Source organism: Exiguobacterium algae, assembly GCF_018617875.1.
Taxonomy (GTDB): Bacteria; Bacillota; Bacilli; order Exiguobacteriales; family Exiguobacteriaceae; genus Exiguobacterium; species Exiguobacterium algae.
This window is the reverse complement of sequence record NZ_JACSKZ010000002.1, coordinates 133,061-152,331: the sequence shown is the minus strand read 5'-3', so window position 1 is coordinate 152,331 and position 19,271 is coordinate 133,061. Positions and strand designations below refer to the sequence as shown.

The window sequence follows — 19,271 nt, the reverse complement described above, 5'->3', positions numbered from 1 at the left end:
TCCCGGTTTTCAAAAATATTTCCTTTATTCCGAACAAAAACTATTGCGTTCTAATTCCGATATCCCTATACTTAATATTGGCAAGGGCATTCATACGTCAGATGTCTGAGCACTGGTAAGTATAGTAAAGGTGGTGAGGCCAATGTCGATTAAGCTCGATCATCGATTGCTCTATCTTCGAGTGATTGAGAAAATTAAGCAAGATATCGACGCTGGTGTCTATCGTGAAGGAGAAAAACTTCCTTCCGAATTCGAGCTTTCGAAGCAATTAGGGGTAAGTCGAGCGACTCTCCGCGAAGCCCTTCGAATTCTTGAAGATGAAAAATTTGTCGTACGTAAACACGGTGTCGGAACGTTCATTAGTTCCAAACCCCCGTTCACTTCAGGCATTGAAGAATTGTTCAGTGTCACTGAAATGATCAACCGTGCGAAGATGACACCAGGTACGAAAGTGTTGGTGGCCGAGAAAGTGTTGGCGACAGAGAGAGAAGCCGAGCGTCTTAAAATTGAGCCGAACTCACCGATTTATCGAATCGTTCGAATTCGATATGCGGATGACACACCAGTGGTTTACTGTGTGGATAAAGTGCCGGCACATCTCGTTTCTCATCCGGAGGCATTGACCGAAGGAAAGTCTTTGTTTGATGCACTCGAAAAAGAAGTAGGACGTCGGGTTGCCTATGCGATTACGCATATCGAACCGAGTGTCAGCTCTGAAATCTCGACACAACTGCAAACGGATCAACCGTTACTCGCTTTAAAACAACTGCATTACGATGAGAGCGATTTACCATTGCTTGATTCAGCCAACTTTTTCCGAGCGGACCGCTTCGACTTCCATGTCGTACGGAAACGTGTTTAAACAACCTGTTTGAAGAAGAAAAAGTAATTTTTGGGGAATAGCGTGAAAGCGCTTTCTTATACCGGTGTAAAGACTACTGATAACATGACAACCAAATTGTTATGAACCGAAAGGGGAAACACGACGATGATGAACAAGAAAAAAACGATTCTCTCAGCTTTAGCAGCAGGACTCACACTCTCTACAGTACTCGCAGCATGTGGCGGGGATGACAATGAGGGTGCTTCAAATGGCGACGGCGGTGGCGAAGGAAGCGACTTCAAAGTAGCCATGGTAACCGACACTGGTGGTGTTGATGACAAATCGTTCAACCAATCAGCGTGGGAAGGTTTGAAAAAGTTTGGTGCTGACAACGAATTGGAAGAAAACAAAGGGTTCAAATACCTTCAATCTGCAAAACAAGCAGACTACCAGCCGAACTTGCAACAATTGGCTCGTGACAACTACAACTTGATCTACGGTATCGGCTTCTTGATGGCTGAAGACGTACAAAAAGTTGCAGAGCAGTTCCCGGACAGCAACTTCGCAATCGTGGACATGGTTGTTGACGCACCTAACGTTGCTTCAATCACGTTCAAAGAGCAAGAAGGTTCATTCCTTGTTGGGGTAATCGCAGGTCTTACAACTGAAAAGAACAAAATTGGTTTCGTCGGTGGCGTTGAGTCAGACTTGATCAAAAAGTTCGAAAACGGATTCAAAGCCGGTGTCATGTCAGTTAACCCGGATGCTACAATCGACGTGAAGTATGCTGAAGACTTCAACTCAGCTGAAAAAGGAACGGCGATCGCTTCAGGTATGTACGGTTCTGGCGCAGACATCATCTATCATGCAGCTGGTGGTACAGGTGTAGGGGTATTCACAGAAGCGAAAAACCGTAAGAAAAACGGCGAAAACGTATGGGTAATCGGTGTTGACCGTGACCAATATGAAGAAGGTCTTCCAGAAGATGTTGCCCTTACTTCAATGGTTAAACGTGTAGATACAGCTACTTACGAAGTTTCGGAAAAAGCAATGAACGGTGAGTTCCCTGCTGGTGAAATCATTGAGTTCGGTTTGAAAGATGACGGTGTCGGAATCGCTGAAACATCTGACAAGCACGTTTCAAAAGAAGCTCTCGACAAAGTTGAAGAATACCGTCAGAAATTGGTTGACGGTGAACTCACAGCACCTGCGACAGATGCAGAGTTCGAAGAGTTCATGAAAAACGTAAAATAATTTATTGAGTTGAGGGGAGACCCATGTGGTCTCCCTTTACTTAAAGTTAGGGGTGAACTTCCTTGGAATATGTAATTGAAATGCTTAATATTCGCAAAGAGTTCGGTACGTTCGTTGCGAACGATAATATCACTCTCCAGTTACGCAAAGGTGAAATCCATGCCCTTCTCGGTGAGAACGGAGCCGGTAAATCGACTTTGATGAACGTCCTATTCGGACTCTATCAGCCAGAGGGTGGCGAAATTCGTGTTCGTGGTGAAAAAGTGAATATCGAAAACCCGAATATCGCGAATGACCTTGGAATTGGAATGGTACACCAACACTTCATGCTTGTTGAGAAGTTTACGGTTACTGAAAATATCATTCTTGGTTTAGAGCCTAAGAACGGGGTAACGATTGACCGTGCTGCTGCTCGCAAGAAAGTCATGGAAATTTCAGAGCAATATGGTTTGCGAATCGATCCAGATGCGAAGATTGAAGATATTTCTGTCGGAATGCAACAACGGGTTGAGATTTTGAAAACGCTTTATCGCGGCGCCGACATCTTGATTTTTGATGAACCGACTGCAGTATTGACACCGCAAGAGATTCAAGAACTCATTCAAATTATGAAACGTCTTATTGCTGAAGGTAAGTCAATCATCTTGATCACACACAAGTTGAAAGAAATCATGCAGGTCGCTGACCGTTGTACGGTCATTCGCCGTGGTCGTTATATCGGCACGGTAGATGTGGATGACACGATCAACGAAGACGGGTTGGCAGAGATGATGGTTGGACGTGAAGTCAATTTTGATGCTGAATATTCAAAAGCCGATCCGCAACAAGTAGTCCTGGATGTACAAGGACTCGTGGTAAAAGACAGCCGTGGACTTGAAGTGGTAGAAGGGTTAGACCTTCAAATTCGTGCAGGTGAGATTCTCGGAATCGCAGGAATCGATGGAAACGGTCAAACTGAGTTGATCGAAGCCATCACGGGTCTTAAAAAACCGGAGTCAGGCAAAGTAATGTTGAATGGAAAAGATGTGACCGGCCATCTTCCTCGTAAAATGACAGAGGCTGGGATTGGACATATTCCGCAAGACCGTCATAAGCATGGTCTCGTTTTAGATTATTCAATTCGTGACAACATGGTACTTCAAACGTACTACAAAGAGCCGTTCTCGAAACGTGGATTGATGAATTATAAAGCCGTGGCAGAGAAGGCGAAGGCCTTGATAGAGAAGTTTGACGTCCGAACTCCATCGGTCGATGTGCCAGCTCGTGCCCTTTCAGGTGGTAACCAGCAAAAAGCGATTATCGCACGTGAAGTTGACCGTTCGCCGGACCTTTTGATTGCTGCCCAACCGACTCGAGGTCTCGATGTCGGGGCTATTGAATTTATTCACGAACAACTCGTCAAAGAACGGGAAAAAGGGCGTGCTGTTCTTCTCATCTCGTTCGAGCTTGATGAAATTCTCCACGTTTCAGACCGTATCGCAGTACTTTATGAAGGAAAAATCGTCGGAATTCGTGATCCGAAAGAAACGACGGAACAAGAACTTGGCTTCTTGATGGCCGGCGGTCAGAGAGGAGACGAAACAGAATGAAAAAGCTTAGTTTAAATCAACTTCTCATTCCATTGCTATCGATCGTATTGGGACTTCTTGTCGGAGCGGTCGTCATGTTGATTGGTGGCTATGACCCGATTCGAGGGTTTGATTCATTGATTAACGGAATGTTCGGTAGTCCTTACGCAATCGGTGAAACGCTTCGTGCCGCAGCACCATTGATTTTCTCTGGTTTGGCGGTTGCCTTCGCGTTCCGGACCGGCCTCTTCAACATCGGGGTCGAAGGACAAGTATTGATTGGATGGGTCGCGGCAGTGTATGTCGGTATCAACTTTGACTTGCCGATGTTCATCCATATCCCACTCGCACTTCTTGCAGCGATGCTTGCAGCTGCGATTTGGGCGTTCGTTCCAGGTTTCTTGAAAGCGAAGTTCTATGTACATGAAGTTATCACATCGATCATGATGAACTATATTGCCCTTTACACGACGAACGCGATTTTGCGTAACGTGATCGGGGTTACGAATGAACGTACGGAGTCGATCAAAGATTCGGCATCCCTTTCATCACCTTGGTTGCAAGAAATCACAACGTACTCACGTCTCCACTGGGGTGTGCTGGTCGCTGTCTTAGCAGCAATCGTTTACTACTACATCTTACAGCGTACGACGCTCGGTTATGAATTACGTGCAGTTGGGTTTAACAAACATGCATCGCAATATGCGGGGATGAGTGTTAACCGTAACATCGTGTTGTCATTTGTCATCTCGGGGATGTTCGCCGGTCTCGCTGGTGCGATGGAAGGTCTTGGAACATTCAATGGTATGACGTTGTCCGCATCGTTTACAGGTGTCGGATTTGACGGGATCGCCGTCGCGCTTCTTGGTGCGAACACGGCCGTCGGTGTTATTCTCGCTGCCATTTTGTTTGCCGGTTTGAACATCGGTGGACTTGCGATGCAAGCTGGTGCGGACATTCCGTCTGAGCTTGTAAAGGTCATCATCGCAACAATCGTTATTTTTGTAGCATCAGGTTATGCCATTAACTACGTGATTGAAAAAATCAAAGGAAATCGTAAGAAAGGAGTGGAGAAAAAATGAGCTTCTTAGAAGTCCTTTATATCGTCGTTCCGGTTGCGTTAGCCTATGCGACTCCACTCGTTATCGCTGCACTCGGTGGGATTTTCAGTGAACGTTCAGGTGTCGTCAACATCGCCCTCGAAGGGATCATGATCATCGGGGCGGCAACAGGGATCATCACCACGCTGACGTTGACAGATCTTGGAGCAGGTATCTTCAGTCCGTGGATCGCGCTTCTCGTTGCCATGGTTGTCGGGGCGCTGTTCTCACTCTTCTTGGCAATCCCAGCAATCCTTTGGCGTGCCGACCAAACCGTTCTCGGTGTAGCGGTCAACATGCTTGCGATCGGTCTTGCGATCTTTGTTGTTCGCGTATTGTATAACAAAGGTCAAACGGATTTCATTAAATATCGGATTGCGAAAGAAAATGTACCGTTCTTGTCAGACATTCCTGTTATAAAAATGTTCTTCATGAACGTGCAATATACATCGTTCCTGGCAATTCTTCTCGCGTTTGTCGTTTGGTTCGTCATCTTTAAAACGCCGTTTGGTCTTCGTCTCCGTTCAGTCGGGGAACACCCGATGGCTGCAGATACGATGGGGATCAACGTCACGAAAATGCGCTTTATGGGCGTCATGCTCTCAGGTGCTTTAGGTGGTCTTGCCGGAGCGGTCTATGCGGTCACGGTCACAACGAACTTCAGTGGGACGACTATCGTCGGTCAAGGGTTCTTGGCGATCGCTGCGATGATCTTCGGTAAGTGGAATCCACTCGGTGCTCTTGGCGCAGGTCTCTTCTTCGGATTTGCACAAGCACTTTCTATCATCGGAAGTAACTTGCCGGTCATCAACAACGTACCGCAATTGCTTCTCTTGATCGCACCATACGCCCTCACGATCCTTGCGCTCGCAGGACTCGTCGGACGTGCGGACGCGCCGAAATCTGTCGGTATCCCATATATTAAAGGGAAACGATAAAAGCAAACAGGACATATGTCCGAAAATGAAAGGTTGTTTGACGTTTAAGTCAAACAACCTTTTTTGTTATACTGTGCTAGAGATGAGACGATACATGGGGTGGTGTAATGGATTTGTGGTGACGGTCCCAATTCAGCCGTCGTTCGGTACACGAGTAAAACGGTGAATGGAGTTAATCATAAAAAAAGACATGTGAGTCAGTTCGACCCCCATGCCTCCATCGTGCTTATTCGTATTTTAAAGCATCGCCATCGAATGACTCGTCAGCTACTTTGATTGAATCTGTCGGACAACCTTCGAATGCGTCCATCATATCTTCATAAAGCTCATCCGGGATTTCGACAGTCCCTGTGTTGTCGTCCATCAAGTTGAACGCAAGACCTTCATCATCGTAATCGTAAATATCCGGTGCTGCTGCGCCGCAAGCGCCGCAAGCGATACATGTATCTTTATCAACGATTGTAAATTTTGCCATGAATAACCCTCCAAACGGTTCGTTTCTCTACGTAGAACAATTTTTCTACTGACTATGAGTAATTGTAGTCTAGATACCCAATTATTTCAATGAGGAAACGGATGTCTTTTTGGCAGGATAATGATTTTTTAAGGATGTGACATTTTGGTTCATTTAGCGGATGGCGTCGTCTTATTGGCGATCAAACGATTAAACGGCGAACGGAGCGAGCGCAGTTTGTTTCATGTGTTGAACGGGAAACGATCCGCTACAACGTTACAGGACGCTTTTTTTTATGATTTAGAACCGGTGTTTGGACAATTTCCGGCAACGACCTATGAATATGAAAAACAACTCTCGGAATATGCAAAGCGAGGCTGGCTCGACCGGGAGCGATTCCTCTTGACCGAGGCGGGGGATCTACTTGCCTCTCCTGAGATGGTCGCGGACTTGTTTGGACGGTTAGGGGGAGAACGTCGGGACTATAACGCGATGACGTGGAAACGATTGAGTTTGTTCGTCCAGACATTGATGTCCCGGGAACATCGCCAAACCTTTTTCCCGGTCCAGGCAGACCGTTCAGCCGAACGTTGGGTCAAACAAATTTTACGGGTGGATCGTGACTGGAGGTCACTCATGGAAACATTTCACCGTGAAATTGAGAATGCCCTTGAAACAGTCGGGGACCCCTATGCGACGGCGGTTGTCTATCGATTCACGGGGGCGTATGAGACCGGATTTACCTATGAACAGATTGGCAATTTATTGGACGTGGACCCATACACGGCCAGACTCTATTTCCTGGCAGGTTGGAACGGGTTGTTAAAAGCGCTTCCGGACGAGGCGGTATTGAAAGGGTTCACGCATGGGTTATCAGATGAAAGGATGACGCATTCGGCACGTGAATCTTATGAATTGTTCTTAAAGGGACGCTCCTTTTCGCAAATTCAATCCATCCGGCGATTACGAACGAGTACGATTGAGGATCACGTCGTTGAGATGGCGATGTATTTAGAGACGTTTCCACTCGAACAGTTTGTGCCGGGGGACCAGATCCAACGTGTAGAGGCATTACGTGAAGTAGGAAGCTGGGCGTTAAAACCGATTTATGAACAGATGGAAGAGATCAGTTATTTTCAAATTCGTCTCGTACTGGCGAGACTGAAGCGAGGTGAGACATTTGTTTGAAGCGACTTTGAAACGTGTATTTGGTTACGAGGAATTTCGAGCTGGACAGCGCGAGATCATCGAGGCGGTCGTCGAAGGGCAAGACGTTCTGGCCATCATGCCTACCGGTGGAGGGAAATCCTTGACCTTCCAACTTCCATCCTACTTAAAGAACAATGGACTCACGATCATCGTCTCACCGTTGCTGTCATTGATTGAAGATCAAATCCTTCATATCCGCGAGCGGGGGGAACGTGGGGTCGCCCGTTTGACGTCGATGGAGTCCTTAGAGGAAAAACAGGAAGTGTTGAATCATCTGAAACGCTTCCGCTTTCTTTATCTGTCTCCGGAGCAACTCGCCGTACCTTATGTGACACGCGCACTCGCCAATGCGAACGTACAAATGCTCGTCATTGACGAAGCGCACTGTATTTCACAATGGGGTCATGAGTTTCGGCCGGAATATGCCCGTTTAGGGGAGCTGCGAAAGCAGATCGGCAGTCCGCAATGTATGGCGGTGACTGCGACGGCACCTGAAAATGTGAAACGGGATATTATCGAAAAACTTGCCTTATTCACACCGGCCCAGTTCGTACATTCCGCGAATCGTCCGGAAATCCGGTTGATTGTAGAGCGTCTTGAAAAAGAGGAGAAAATCGGGCGTTTAAAAGCACTTGTGCGCGACATCCCGAAACCTGCGGTCGTCTATACCGCGACACGTCGTGAAGCGGAGAAGCTATCTTCCGAGTTAGAGGATGCTATGTTTTATCACGGCGGTATGTCAACAGAGGATCGGCGTCTCGTCCAGTCCCAGTTTCTAAGAGATGAAGTACCGATTATGGTATGCACGAGTGCGTTCGGGATGGGAGTCAATAAAGACAACGTCCGATCTGTCATTCATTATCAAATCCCGGCGACGGTCGAGGCATACATGCAAGAAATCGGACGAGCTGGACGAGACGGGAACCCGGCTTTCGCCGTATTGCTGTACGCCGAAGGGGATGAGCGGATCCAGCAATTTTTGATCGATCAGCAATATCCGAAAGACGAACAAATACGTAACGCTTATTTTGAGATGGAGAACGGGTCTACCCTCTCGCAGTTGCCCCGCCTCCTTCGTATGGGTGAAGACGATCCTGTTTTTTTGCTGCTCAAACAATTGCTCGCGGAGCGTTCGCTTCAAGAAGCCATCGATTGGGTAAAAGACCGTAAGCGGGCAAGGTATCGCCAACTTGGGCAGATGATGGATGTAGCCCTCATCAATACATGTCGACGTGCTTATCTGCTGCGCTATTTTTCTGAGGAAAAGGTCGATCAGGAGGATTGCTGTGATGTATGTGGACCGATTGTCTTTCCTGAAACACCGGATCTGGTCCGAAAAAATGTGACAGAATGGAAAAAACGGTTGACGCAAATCTTTTCCTTTGAATAATATCATAGTAAAATGATAAAAAAGGTAAAGGGGGGCATACGTTGCGACACCGGAATCAAGCGGATTCTTTGCGTGATCAAATGGCGGACACGTTGCCGTCTCGGTCTGAGAGGCAAGAACATGAACGGAAAAAGAAATTAAACGATAATTGGCTGAAGCGGCCGTTGGCGATGGCGTTGACGCTCACCATGTTTGCGATTATTCTTGTATTTTTATATATTGGGCGCCATGCCATTTTCTATTAAGAGATACGACGGGAACGTCGTATTTTTTTATGGCGATCGAGACGTTCGATTGCACAATAAAACAGGTAAACCGCTTGCATTCAGGCTATACTTGAATGGAAGAATTAGTTGGAGAGGAGGGCGGTTATGCCAAAATACTCAATCAAGACGGTCGCGTCGTTGACAGGTGTGAATCCAACGACGATTCGTGCATGGGAGCGGCGCTACCAATTTATCGTTCCGAGTCGAACGGAGTCTGGGCACCGCCTGTATTCAGATCAAGACGTTGAAAAAATCAAATGGGTGGTCGATAAGCAAAAAGAAGGACTGACCGTATCACAAGCCATCCAACAGTTACAGCAAGCTCCGGAACCGGAGGGAGAACCGAATCGGTTGTATGATGAAGAACTGCGGATGGGGCTATTGGATGCCTTGCTCTCATTTGATGAACGGACGGCCCATGACCTGATCAATCAGGCGTTCAATACGTTCAGCTTTGAGAAAGTGACGAAAGATATTATCGGACCGTTACTGATGGAAATCGGAGCGCGATGGGAAGACGGGTCCATCACGATTGCGCATGAACATTTTGCGACTGCGTTTTTACGTTCCCGTTTATCGACCTTGTCGCTCCAAATGCCTTTGAACCCGTTCTTACCACGAATCACTTGTGTGTGTGCTCCTGGCGAAATGCATGAAATCGGTCTATTGTTCGTCACGCTCTATTTACGTCAACATGGCTATGACGTCATCTTCCTTGGGGCAGGATTCCCGAAAGAAGATTTAAGCAAAGCGTTGCACGATATCGATACGAAATGTTTGATCTTTGCCTGCACTTTATCAGAGCATCTTTCTGCGTTGGAGGAAGCAATTGACTATATCGGTAAAGACCATCCGGAGCTTATGATCGGAACGGGTGGCTATGCGGTTAGCAGCGAAGCGTCGCGGTTCAAAGATACCTTTTTGGGAGACACGCCGGAAGAATGGAACGAATGGTTATCAACTATTTGACACGAAGCGGAATCGAGAGTAGCTTATTAATAGGATTGACTAATCTATGGGGGTTTTCGTTTGAGATTTGAAAAACAAACAAAAGAACATCTTCGTGTCTATGTTACAGCGAACGAGCTCTCCTTGAGAGGGATCGCGATCGATACGATTGTCGGTGAGAGCGGCCAACAACTATGGAAAGAACTGCTCGAGACGGCTGAATCGGAATTCGGCTTTTCTCCGCAAGGGGCAGTCGATTTGAATGTGACCATGTTCCCGCGTGACGGGCTCGTGATTGACGTTCAAAAAGGTGAGGCGGTGACAGAGGCAGACGTCGAACAAGTCGAAATTCGATTAACAATCGACGTCATTCATCATCTCATTTATCAGTTTGATGATATCGAACACGTCATCGATGCTTCCGTTCGCCTGTTTCCACATATGCACGAAACAGAGCAAGGAGGAGCGCTCTACTTCTATGAAGGACGCTACTATTTGCACTTTGTCGAGGTTCTTCCTGAAAAAGTCGAAGAACGGCTGGCTGCTATTCTGTCGGAGTACGGTAAAACGACAACAATCAGCCCTTACGTCATGATGGAATACGGGAAAACCATTCAGTCAGAACAAGCGGTGAAAGAGCTGTACGATGCGTTTGCATGAGTACGGCTTTTTTACTTTTCTGTTTCTATTGTTTTTAAGTGGGGCATGTTATGATTAGACATGAATTTTTAGTTGGTACTTGAAGGAGAGATTGGTATGAAGGTCGCTGTATTGTATGGTGGAGTGTCAGGAGAGCGGGAAGTATCGCTTACGAGTGGAGAAGGCATGGTGGAGGCCCTTAAAGAGCGGGGGCATGACGTCATCGCCATTGATTTTCATCCGGAACGGGCGAATGAATTGCTTTCGTTAGAAGTCGATGTCGTGGTCAGTGCGTTGCATGGTAAATACGGCGAAGATGGTCGTGTACAGTCGTTGCTCGAAATGGCCAACATCCCGTACACGGGTTCTGGTGTATTGGCCTCTGCCCTTGCGATGGACAAGGCGCGGGCGAAAGTGATGTTTGCCGCATCGGGACTCCGCGTGGCGCGCGATACACTCATTGAGTCAATCGATGGGATTGAGCGTGGGATTCAGGAATGGGGTGGCGAATATCCGTGTGTCGTCAAACCGGCACAAGAAGGGTCGTCGAACGGGTTGACCATCGCGATGAATGAAACGATGTTGCGTGAAGGGGTCGACAAGGCATTCCGTTGTGATACAGCCGTGTTGATTGAGCAATACATCAAAGGGAAAGAACTGACGGTTCCGGTAATCGGGAACTTCGGAAATGAACAAGCACTCCCTGTCATTGAAATTATTCCAAAAAATGAATTTTACGATTATGAATCGAAATATACAGAAGGCGGATCGGTCCATGTCTGTCCTGCTGAAATCTCAGATGAGTTGACGAAGGAAGTGCAGGAAGCTGCCGTTAAGGCGCATCGGGCGCTCGGATGTTCTGGATACTCGCGCTCAGATTTCCTCATCTCAGAAGATGGACTCGCCTACATTTTAGAAACGAACACACTCCCAGGTATGACGCCACTCAGCTTGTTCCCGGACAGTGCGCGGACGGTCGGTATTTCATATGGCGAACTGCTGGAACGGTTTATGCAATTGGCGCTTGACAAGTAAAGAAAATTTCCTTCTGAAGCTTGTCATACGAGTTTAGTAAACGCTTTCATTATTTTTGTAAAACCCTTTCAAAATAGTCGTGTATCGGCTATACTTTTAAACGAATACGAGGTTAATTCTTGGGGGAGAATTGACAATTTAGGGGAGGAAACCTTCATGATTACGGATCAAGAAAAAGGTCATCAAAAACGAAAAAACATCTTGGAATCGACGCAAGAAGTGATTCACGAAGCACTCGATAAACTCGGTTATCCCGAGGAAATGTATGAATTGTTGAAAGAACCGCTTCGCATGCTGACCGTTCGGATCCCAGTACGTATGGATGATGGCTCGACAAAAATTTTCACAGGATATCGTGCTCAACATAATGATGCCGTAGGACCGACTAAAGGCGGGATTCGCTTCCATCCGAGTGTCACGGAAGTCGAGGTCAAGGCGCTCTCGGTTTGGATGAGCTTAAAAGCAGGGATTGTAGACTTGCCGTATGGCGGGGGGAAAGGTGGTATTGTCTGCGATCCGCGTGAAATGAGTTTCCGTGAGATTGAACGGTTGAGTCGTGGGTATGTACGTGCCATCAGTCAGATTGTTGGCCCGACGAAGGACATTCCGGCACCTGACGTCTTTACAAACTCGCAAATCATGGCGTGGATGATGGATGAATACAGCCGGATTGACGAATTTAACTCTCCTGGTTTCATCACAGGTAAGCCGCTCGTGCTCGGGGGCTCGCACGGTCGAGAAACGGCGACGGCAAAAGGGGTTGCCATCATGATTCGTGAAGCGGCACTTCGCCGGGGAATCGAATTGAAAGGTGCACGCGTCGTTGTTCAAGGATTCGGGAATGCAGGAAGTTTCTTATCGAAATTCATGTATGATGCCGGTGCTAAAGTAATTGCCGTCAGTGATGCGTACGGGGCGATTCATGACGAGAACGGTTTAGACATTCCTTATCTCCTCGACCGCCGCGATTCATTTGGTACCATCTCGACGCTGTTTAAAAACACGATCTCCAACAAAGAGATGTTAGAGCTCGATTGTGACATCCTCGTTCCGGCCGCGATTGAAAATCAGATTACGGAAGACAATGCGGATGCCATCAAAGCTTCGATCGTAGTGGAAGCGGCAAACGGTCCGACGACAAACGAAGCAACTAAAATCTTGACAGAACGCGGGATCCTTCTCGTCCCTGACGTGCTCGCTTCAAGTGGAGGCGTAACGGTCTCTTACTTTGAGTGGGTACAGAACAACCAAGGGTATTACTGGACGGAAGAAGAAGTGGAAGAAAAACTTGAAAAAGTTCTCGTTCACTCTTTCAATACCGTTTACAATACATCTTCTGCCCGGAAAGTGGACATGCGACTTGCAGCCTATATGGTCGGTGTTCGGAAAATGGCAGAAGCATCACGTTTCAGAGGTTGGGTATAACCTCAAAAAAAATCGGTCCCCGTTTTTCGGGGACCGATCTTTTTAAATCCGAACGCGGTCTGTGAGAGCTTGTGCGATGGCTCTCCCGTGAAAACGACCGTTCTCAATGAATATTTTGTTGGCATCGTTTCCGGCAGCGACGACGCCGGCGATGAACAAGTTCTCCACGTTTGTCTCGTACGTTTCTTCATCGAACGAAGGGACGCCTGTATCCTCGTCGATTTCAATACCGGCTTCGGCGAACAAGTTGTGATCGGGCTGATAGCCTGTCATGGCGAGTACGTGGTCGGTATGGACGCGCTTCTCCTCACCGTTCTGGCGATAGACGACTTCGTCCAAATCGATGCGTTCAATCGTCGCGTTGAATTCCATCCGTACTTTTTCATGCCGTACCAACGAATCGAATGTTGGGAGCACCCATGGTTTCACTGAAGGGCTGTATTCCGACCCACGATAAAGAACCGTTACATAAGCTCCGGCTTTCTCCAACTCGATTGCAGCATCGACGGCAGAGTTTTTCCCTCCAATAACCGTCACATGCTGTCGATAATAAGGGTGAGCCTCTTCGAAATAATGCGAGACATGGGGTAACTCTTCCCCGGGCACGTCAAGCTTTCGAGGCCGTCCGTAGTATCCGGTAGCCAGGATCACGTAGTCTGCCTCACGGACCGAGACGCCATGTCGTTCGTGCCGAGACGTAACGAGAAATTTTCCGTCCGATTTTTCAACACGCTCCACGGTTTCAAACGGTTTGACGTCAAGCCCTTTACGGGTGACAACTTCACGGTAGTAGACGAGTGCATCTTGACGTCGTGGCTTTAGCTCTTTACAGATGAACGGGACGTCCCCGATTTCTAATAAGTTTGCAGATGAGAAGAATGTTTGATGTGTCGGATAACGATAAATCGCATCAACGATATTGCCTCGTTCGATGATTGTACACGTGATGCCGACGTTTTCTAACTCAATGGCTGCCGAAAGGCCGCAAGGACCGGCTCCGACAATGATGGCTTGCTTGTTCAATGAAATCACCTCTTTGCCCATTGTAAGAAAGCAGCGTTCGAATCGCAAGTCACTGTTGGAAACTGAAGCTATGCTCCATGACAGACTGAGAGGAACCGGACTCGAGTTCGACGAGTAGACGGAGACGCGCTTTTTGCGAATTCAAGCCGTTCGAAAAGATGATGCCCATATTCTTCAGTTGCTTTCCACCACCGTCATAGCCGTAAACATCTTGTACGATCCCGTTGAAGCAGCGACTGACGATGACGACCGGGATCTGCTCGATCAAGTGTTCGAGAGCCGGTAGAAGTGTAGGTGGCACGTTTCCTTGTCCGAGCACTTCGAGAACGAGCCCATCATACCCAAGCGAGAGGACTGATTCGAGTAAGTCCGGCTCCATGCCTGCGACTACCTTCAGCACGGCGACGCGTTTCGTGATGGATTGAATCATCTTCGGTTGACGTGTAGCGGGTTGACTGTAAATGAGCACGTGATCTTTTGTGACCATTCCGACTGTACCGAAGTGAACGGATTTGAACGTATCCACTGACGAAGTATGCGTTTTTGTGACGTTAAATGCTGAATGGATTTCGCCGTTGAATACGACGAGCACTCCTTTCCCACGAGCGGCGTCGCTTTTGGCGACACGTAATGCGGTGATCAGATTGAATTCTCCGTCCGAACCGACCTCGTTGGAAGAACGCATGGCGCCGGTCAGGATAATCGGAACCGGTGCGCCGAGTGTGATTTGTAAGAAATAAGCTGTTTCCTCGAGTGTGTCCGTACCGTGGGTGATCACGACCCCGTCATACGTGTCCTGCGTGAGTTGCAGCTGGATGAAATGAGCTAATTCGAGCATTTTTTCCGGTGTCATATGTGGTGACGGGATGTTTGAAAAATGTTTTGTTGTAATGTTTGCGATATCCGTCGCCTTTGGAAGTGTGGCGTCAATCGGATTGACTTCGCTCGGTTCGACATGGCCTGATCCGGTTTGTGACATGGCGATCGTGCCGCCGGTGTGGATGAGTAATAAATGTTTCATATGGGTCCCCCATTCTTTTTTGTTACAGATTACCAATTTCTAGGCGTTTTCATCTTTTTCTTTCAGCTAATTCAGTGTATGCTTAACGGAGAAAGGAGAGATGCATCATGATTGCAATCGCCTTGTCTGCGGTTGCGCCGGGGTTTGCCCTTCTTTCCTACTTCTATCTTCGCCATGAATTGGAAGCGGAACCGCTCGGCTATGTGATTCGTTCATTCGTCGCCGGAGCTATTCTCGTCTTTCCGATCATGTTTATCCAATATGCCTTCGTAGAAGAAGGAGTGCTCACGAAGCCGTTTTGGAAAGCATACGTGGCGACCGCTCTGTTAGAAGAGTTTTTTAAGTGGTTTATGATTTATTATACTATATACATACATAAAGTCTTTGATGATTACTATGACGGAATTCTCTATGCGGTCGCTTGTTCGTTAGGGTTTGCCACGTTAGAGAATTTTCTATATTTGTGGGTGTACGATTCCATTGAAATGGCGATTTGGCGTGCTATTTTGCCTGTAAGTGGCCATGCGCTGTTCGCGGTCGCGATGGGATTTTGTCTAGGTCGAGCCAAGCACTCGATTCATGAACGGCTTTGGCTGTTGATCGCGGTTGTGTCTGCGACATTACTACATGGAACGTTTGATTTTATTTTGTTGCTTGAGCCGGACAATAAGTTACCGGCCGTGCTCTATATCAGTATTTTATGGATGGTTGCGCTTCTTTTAGTGCGCGCAGCCAATCTTTCGAATCGACGTCAATATAAAGAATAAAGGGGAACAGGATTTATGTTAAAAGAAGGACAAGAATTACGGGTTGAAGTTGAAGATCGTCACGAAGGGAAGACGAAAATCGCTGCATTGATCGACGGGGTCGTCTGGATTGAAGCGCCGAGTGACATGGACACGTTGAAGACCTTCTTTTTACACGAAGAGGAAATGATTCGCGTCTACTTCTTCAAAGGGGAAGACCAGTTATATGCCTTCGATGCGACCGTGTTGAAACGGATTAGTGACGCGCATATGAATCTGCGTTACGCCTTCAGGTTGCCGGACGAGAAGAAAATCAAACGGATTCAAAGACGGGAATACTTGCGTGTTCCTGAAATGATTGATGTGACCGTATTAGCTGCAGACGGACATGATTTCGCCTCCTTTGAGACGACATCACTCGACATCTCGGCTGGCGGGATGCGCATCGTAGCCAATCGTCCCCCAATCGAAGTGGGGGAATCGCTCATCGTGCTATTCCGAATCGAGGATGAGCAAGGGAACCCGAAAGTGTTCCGCGTGAAGAGTCGCCTCGTCCGTATACACGAGCAGGCCGTAAAAAAAGAACTATCTTTGTCATTTGAAGAATTGACACCACGGGACCAGGAGACCATTCTACGCTATTGCTTCCGTGTTCAGCTTGAAGCGCGGAGACGGACGGGCACCGTATTTTCTTCACGCTAAAAAACTGGTATGATGTTCTCGGGATAAAAGACCGAGAGGAGGGGGGTATCGGGAGTGCTCGATACCCGTTTTGTATGAACAAAGCTTTACAAATTGCATTAGATGGTCCGGCAGGTGCCGGTAAAAGTACGATTGCCAAATCGTTGGCAAAAAAATTAGGATACGTGTATATCGACACAGGGGCGATTTATCGCGCCGTGACATATCGGGCGATTCAGGACGGTGTGATGCTTGAGGACGGACCGGCCCTCGCCGCACTGATTTCGAACATGTCGATCCGTCTTGTGCCGTCAGAACACGGTCAACGCGTGTTCGATGGCGAGGTGGAAGTGACGGATGACATCCGTTCAAGTGAAGTGACGAACAACGTCAGTTTCGTAGCACGTCAGCCCGAGGTCCGCGATGCACTGATGGACCTTCAGCGGGATCTCGCCAAAGATGGCGGGATTGTCATGGATGGACGCGACATCGGGACACACGTCCTGCCGAACGCGGACTTGAAAGTGTTCATGACAGCATCCGTTGAAGAACGGGCACGCCGCCGTCATGAGGAAAATGTATCGAAAGGGATCCCGAGTGATTACGAGCAGTTGAAAGAGGAGATTGCCTTACGTGACAAACGGGATTCTGAACGTGCTGTCGCGCCGTTACGTCAAGCGGAAGACGCGCATTATTTGGATACGACCGAGTTATCCATCGATGGCGTTGTTGAGGCGATTGAACAATTGATTGGAGAGGTGACGGCATGACGAAACCATTGAACAACGGCCCGTTCGGGATGTACCGGATGGCAAGAGCGGTCGTCTACGGGATTCAAAAAGTCGTATTTCGAGTCGAATATATCGGTCGGGAACATGTTCCGATGGATGGATCGATCCTCGTTTGTTCGAACCACCAGTCAAACTGGGACCCGGTTTTGTTGGCAAGTGCGATTCCGAAGCACCGGCCGTTACGATTTTTTGCGAAGAAAGAATTGTTCGGGGTACCGGTATTGAAGCATATTTTGAAGCGGGCGGGTCAAATCCCTGTATCTCGTGGCGAAGGGGACCGTCAAGCATTGCGCGTCGTCTTGCAGAAGTTGAAAGAGGAAGAAGCCATTTCGATTTTCCCGGAAGGAACGCGCTCAAAAGACGGGACACTCGGGAAAGCTCAGGCTGGGGTCGGTTTTTTCGCCATGCGTTCAGAAGCTCATGTTCTTCCGATTGCAATCATCGGGAAGTATACGTTCCGAGGTAAGTTACGTGTTGTCATCGGAGAACCGATTGATTTATCCCGGTTAAAAGCAGAGAAGGCGAGTGCTCAGGAAGCGGCTGATTTGATCATGGAGACGATTGCCGACCTGTACATGAAGCATTCATTTACGGATTAATAAAATCAGGTTTAAACTTCCGCGAAGACAGGTACAATATTCTTAACGCCTTGACAAATCTTTCGAATTATAAGAGATTTATACTAGGTGTAAGCGCCTTATGGCGCTCCTTTTTGTACTCATCGTGAGGGGGTAGTGTTGGAATGGTCGAAGAAATGAAAGATATGCCTGATTTTGAAATTAACCGAGGTCAGATTGTGACCGGAACGGTCGTCAAAATCGAGGATAAGCAAGCGCTGATCGATATCGGATACAAAACCGAAGCGATTTTGCCAATTAGCGAAGTATCAAGCATGCATTTAGACGATTTAAACGAATCACTCCAAGTGAACGACGAGATCCGTGTCAAAGTGAAGAAAGTGACGGATGAAGAAGTGGTCGTTTCGAAGAAAGATGTGGATGCCGAGGCAGCTTGGGATCGGATCGTCGAAAAATTCGAATCAGGCGAAGTGTTCGAAGTCATGGTTAAAGACAAAGTCAAGGGTGGCCTTGTCGTCGATATCGGAATCCGTGGATTTATCCCGGCTTCACTAGTCGAGAGCCATTTCGTTGAAGATTTCTCATCCTACTTGAATAATCCAATTACAGTAAAAGTTGTCGAGATTGACCGCGAAAAAAATCGCGTCATCTTGTCACATAAAGCCGTAGTCGAAGAAGAAATGAGCGCGAAGAAATCGGAAACGCTCGAATCTCTCGAAGTCGGTCAAGTCATCGAAGGAACCGTACAACGTCTAACTGATTTCGGCGCTTTCGTCGACATCGGTGGTGTGGATGGTCTTGTCCATATTTCTGAAATGGCGCACAGCCGCGTGGATAAACCAAGCGACGTGGTGACGGAAGGCGACAAAGTGAAAGTGAAAGTACTCGGGCTCGACTTAGACAATGAGAAAGTTAAATTGTCGATTAAAGAGACGCAACCGGGTCCATGGGAAACCATCGAAGGGAAGATTCAACCGGGAGATGTCATTGAAGGTACAGTCAAACGTCTCGTGACGTTCGGTGCGTTTGTCGAAGTGGCACCTCAGGTCGAAGGCCTTCTTCACATCTCGCAAATTGCGAACCGTCATATCGCAACACCTTCAGAAGTATTGACGGAAGGACAGGAAGTAAAAGTGAAAGTACTCGATGTCCACCTAGATGATAAGAAAATTTCGTTATCGATGCGCGCACTTGAGTCTTCGGAGCCTTCAAACGAAGGGGACGACCAAGCGTTGCTGGATGAATACAGTGACCAAGGAGGATTCTCTGTTTCTGAACTAACAGGTGATGATTCCTCGGACGATTCTAAATAAGACGGTCGTTCAAGCGGGAGTCATGCTCCCGCTTGTTTTTGTATGGTCACGAATTTTTTGCTGTGATAT

At 47.6% G+C, this 19,271-nt stretch carries 20 protein-coding genes; 17 read left to right on the top strand and 3 right to left on the bottom strand.

Annotated features, from left to right (window positions below; genetic code table 11):
• Positions 1-142: 142 nt before the first annotated feature.
• The 5 genes from KNP03_RS05980 to KNP03_RS05960 all read left to right on the top strand — a co-directional run bounded on the left by KNP03_RS05980 (position 143) and on the right by KNP03_RS05960 (position 5,683).
• Complete coding sequence (locus KNP03_RS05980) at positions 143-862, top strand: GntR family transcriptional regulator (RefSeq protein ID WP_214826681.1); 720 nt, start codon at positions 143-145, stop codon at positions 860-862.
• 129 nt (positions 863-991) lie between these two features.
• Complete coding sequence (locus KNP03_RS05975) at positions 992-2,077, top strand: BMP family lipoprotein (protein ID WP_214828258.1); 1,086 nt, start codon at positions 992-994, stop codon at positions 2,075-2,077.
• Positions 2,078-2,139: 62 nt separating this feature from the next.
• A complete protein-coding gene (locus tag KNP03_RS05970) occupies positions 2,140-3,666 on the top strand; it encodes an ABC transporter ATP-binding protein (protein ID WP_214826678.1) in 1,527 nt (508 codons plus the stop codon).
• Positions 3,663-4,727, top strand: coding sequence for an ABC transporter permease (locus KNP03_RS05965; protein ID WP_214826675.1), 1,065 nt, complete (start codon positions 3,663-3,665; stop codon positions 4,725-4,727). Before KNP03_RS05970 ends, KNP03_RS05965 begins: the two co-directional genes overlap by 4 nt.
• Positions 4,724-5,683, top strand: a complete 960-nt coding sequence (locus KNP03_RS05960) for an ABC transporter permease (RefSeq protein WP_214826672.1) — start codon at positions 4,724-4,726, stop codon at positions 5,681-5,683. The genes KNP03_RS05965 and KNP03_RS05960 overlap by 4 nt, the downstream gene beginning before the upstream one ends.
• A 226-nt stretch (positions 5,684-5,909) precedes the next feature.
• On the opposite strand, the gene KNP03_RS05955 is transcribed toward KNP03_RS05960, so the two are convergent.
• Positions 5,910-6,158, bottom strand: a complete 249-nt coding sequence (locus KNP03_RS05955) for a ferredoxin (protein WP_074034651.1) — start codon at positions 6,156-6,158, stop codon at positions 5,910-5,912.
• 144 nt (positions 6,159-6,302) lie between these two features.
• Between KNP03_RS05955 and KNP03_RS05950 the strand changes: the two genes are divergently transcribed.
• The 7 genes from KNP03_RS05950 to KNP03_RS05920 all read left to right on the top strand — a co-directional run bounded on the left by KNP03_RS05950 (position 6,303) and on the right by KNP03_RS05920 (position 13,049).
• Positions 6,303-7,325, top strand: coding sequence for a YpbB family protein (locus KNP03_RS05950; protein ID WP_214826669.1), 1,023 nt, complete (start codon positions 6,303-6,305; stop codon positions 7,323-7,325).
• A complete protein-coding gene (locus tag KNP03_RS05945; protein WP_338082711.1) occupies positions 7,309-8,736 on the top strand; it encodes a RecQ family ATP-dependent DNA helicase in 1,428 nt (475 codons plus the stop codon). The genes KNP03_RS05950 and KNP03_RS05945 overlap by 17 nt, the downstream gene beginning before the upstream one ends.
• A 41-nt stretch (positions 8,737-8,777) precedes the next feature.
• Positions 8,778-8,981, top strand: a complete 204-nt coding sequence (locus tag KNP03_RS05940) for a hypothetical protein (RefSeq protein WP_214828344.1) — start codon at positions 8,778-8,780, stop codon at positions 8,979-8,981.
• Positions 8,982-9,107: 126 nt separating this feature from the next.
• A complete protein-coding gene (locus tag KNP03_RS05935) occupies positions 9,108-9,971 on the top strand; it encodes a MerR family transcriptional regulator (RefSeq protein WP_214826663.1) in 864 nt (287 codons plus the stop codon).
• A 60-nt stretch (positions 9,972-10,031) separates the two neighbouring features.
• Positions 10,032-10,610, top strand: coding sequence for an adaptor protein MecA (locus KNP03_RS05930; RefSeq protein ID WP_214826661.1), 579 nt, complete (start codon positions 10,032-10,034; stop codon positions 10,608-10,610).
• Positions 10,611-10,706: 96 nt separating this feature from the next.
• Entirely contained in the window at positions 10,707-11,624 is a 918-nt protein-coding gene (locus KNP03_RS05925; protein WP_214826659.1) for a D-alanine--D-alanine ligase, read from the top strand.
• 156 nt (positions 11,625-11,780) lie between these two features.
• A complete protein-coding gene (locus KNP03_RS05920; RefSeq protein WP_214826656.1) occupies positions 11,781-13,049 on the top strand; it encodes a Glu/Leu/Phe/Val family dehydrogenase in 1,269 nt (422 codons plus the stop codon).
• 42 nt (positions 13,050-13,091) lie between these two features.
• Here the strand turns inward: KNP03_RS05920 and KNP03_RS05915 are convergent, their stop codons facing one another.
• Positions 13,092-14,093, bottom strand: coding sequence for a YpdA family putative bacillithiol disulfide reductase (locus KNP03_RS05915; RefSeq protein WP_214826653.1), 1,002 nt, complete (start codon positions 14,091-14,093; stop codon positions 13,092-13,094).
• Between the two features lie 28 nt (positions 14,094-14,121).
• A complete protein-coding gene (locus KNP03_RS05910) occupies positions 14,122-15,093 on the bottom strand; it encodes an asparaginase (protein WP_214826650.1) in 972 nt (323 codons plus the stop codon).
• A gap of 107 nt (positions 15,094-15,200) precedes the next feature.
• On the opposite strand from KNP03_RS05910, the gene prsW reads away from it, so the two are divergent.
• The 5 genes from prsW (at position 15,201) to rpsA (ending at position 19,202) form a co-directional block, all read left to right on the top strand.
• Positions 15,201-15,860 (top strand): glutamic-type intramembrane protease PrsW, encoded by a 660-nt coding sequence (gene prsW / locus KNP03_RS05905; RefSeq protein WP_214826647.1) that lies wholly within the window; start codon positions 15,201-15,203, stop codon positions 15,858-15,860.
• 15 nt (positions 15,861-15,875) lie between these two features.
• Positions 15,876-16,541 (top strand): flagellar brake protein, encoded by a 666-nt coding sequence (locus KNP03_RS05900; protein WP_214826645.1) that lies wholly within the window; start codon positions 15,876-15,878, stop codon positions 16,539-16,541.
• Between the two features lie 74 nt (positions 16,542-16,615).
• Positions 16,616-17,290, top strand: coding sequence for a (d)CMP kinase (gene cmk / locus KNP03_RS05895; protein ID WP_214826642.1), 675 nt, complete (start codon positions 16,616-16,618; stop codon positions 17,288-17,290).
• Positions 17,287-17,910 (top strand): lysophospholipid acyltransferase family protein, encoded by a 624-nt coding sequence (locus KNP03_RS05890; RefSeq protein WP_214826636.1) that lies wholly within the window; start codon positions 17,287-17,289, stop codon positions 17,908-17,910. The genes cmk and KNP03_RS05890 overlap by 4 nt, the downstream gene beginning before the upstream one ends.
• Before the next feature lie 143 nt (positions 17,911-18,053).
• Positions 18,054-19,202, top strand: coding sequence for a 30S ribosomal protein S1 (rpsA, locus tag KNP03_RS05885; protein ID WP_214826634.1), 1,149 nt, complete (start codon positions 18,054-18,056; stop codon positions 19,200-19,202).
• Positions 19,203-19,271 lie beyond the last annotated feature (69 nt).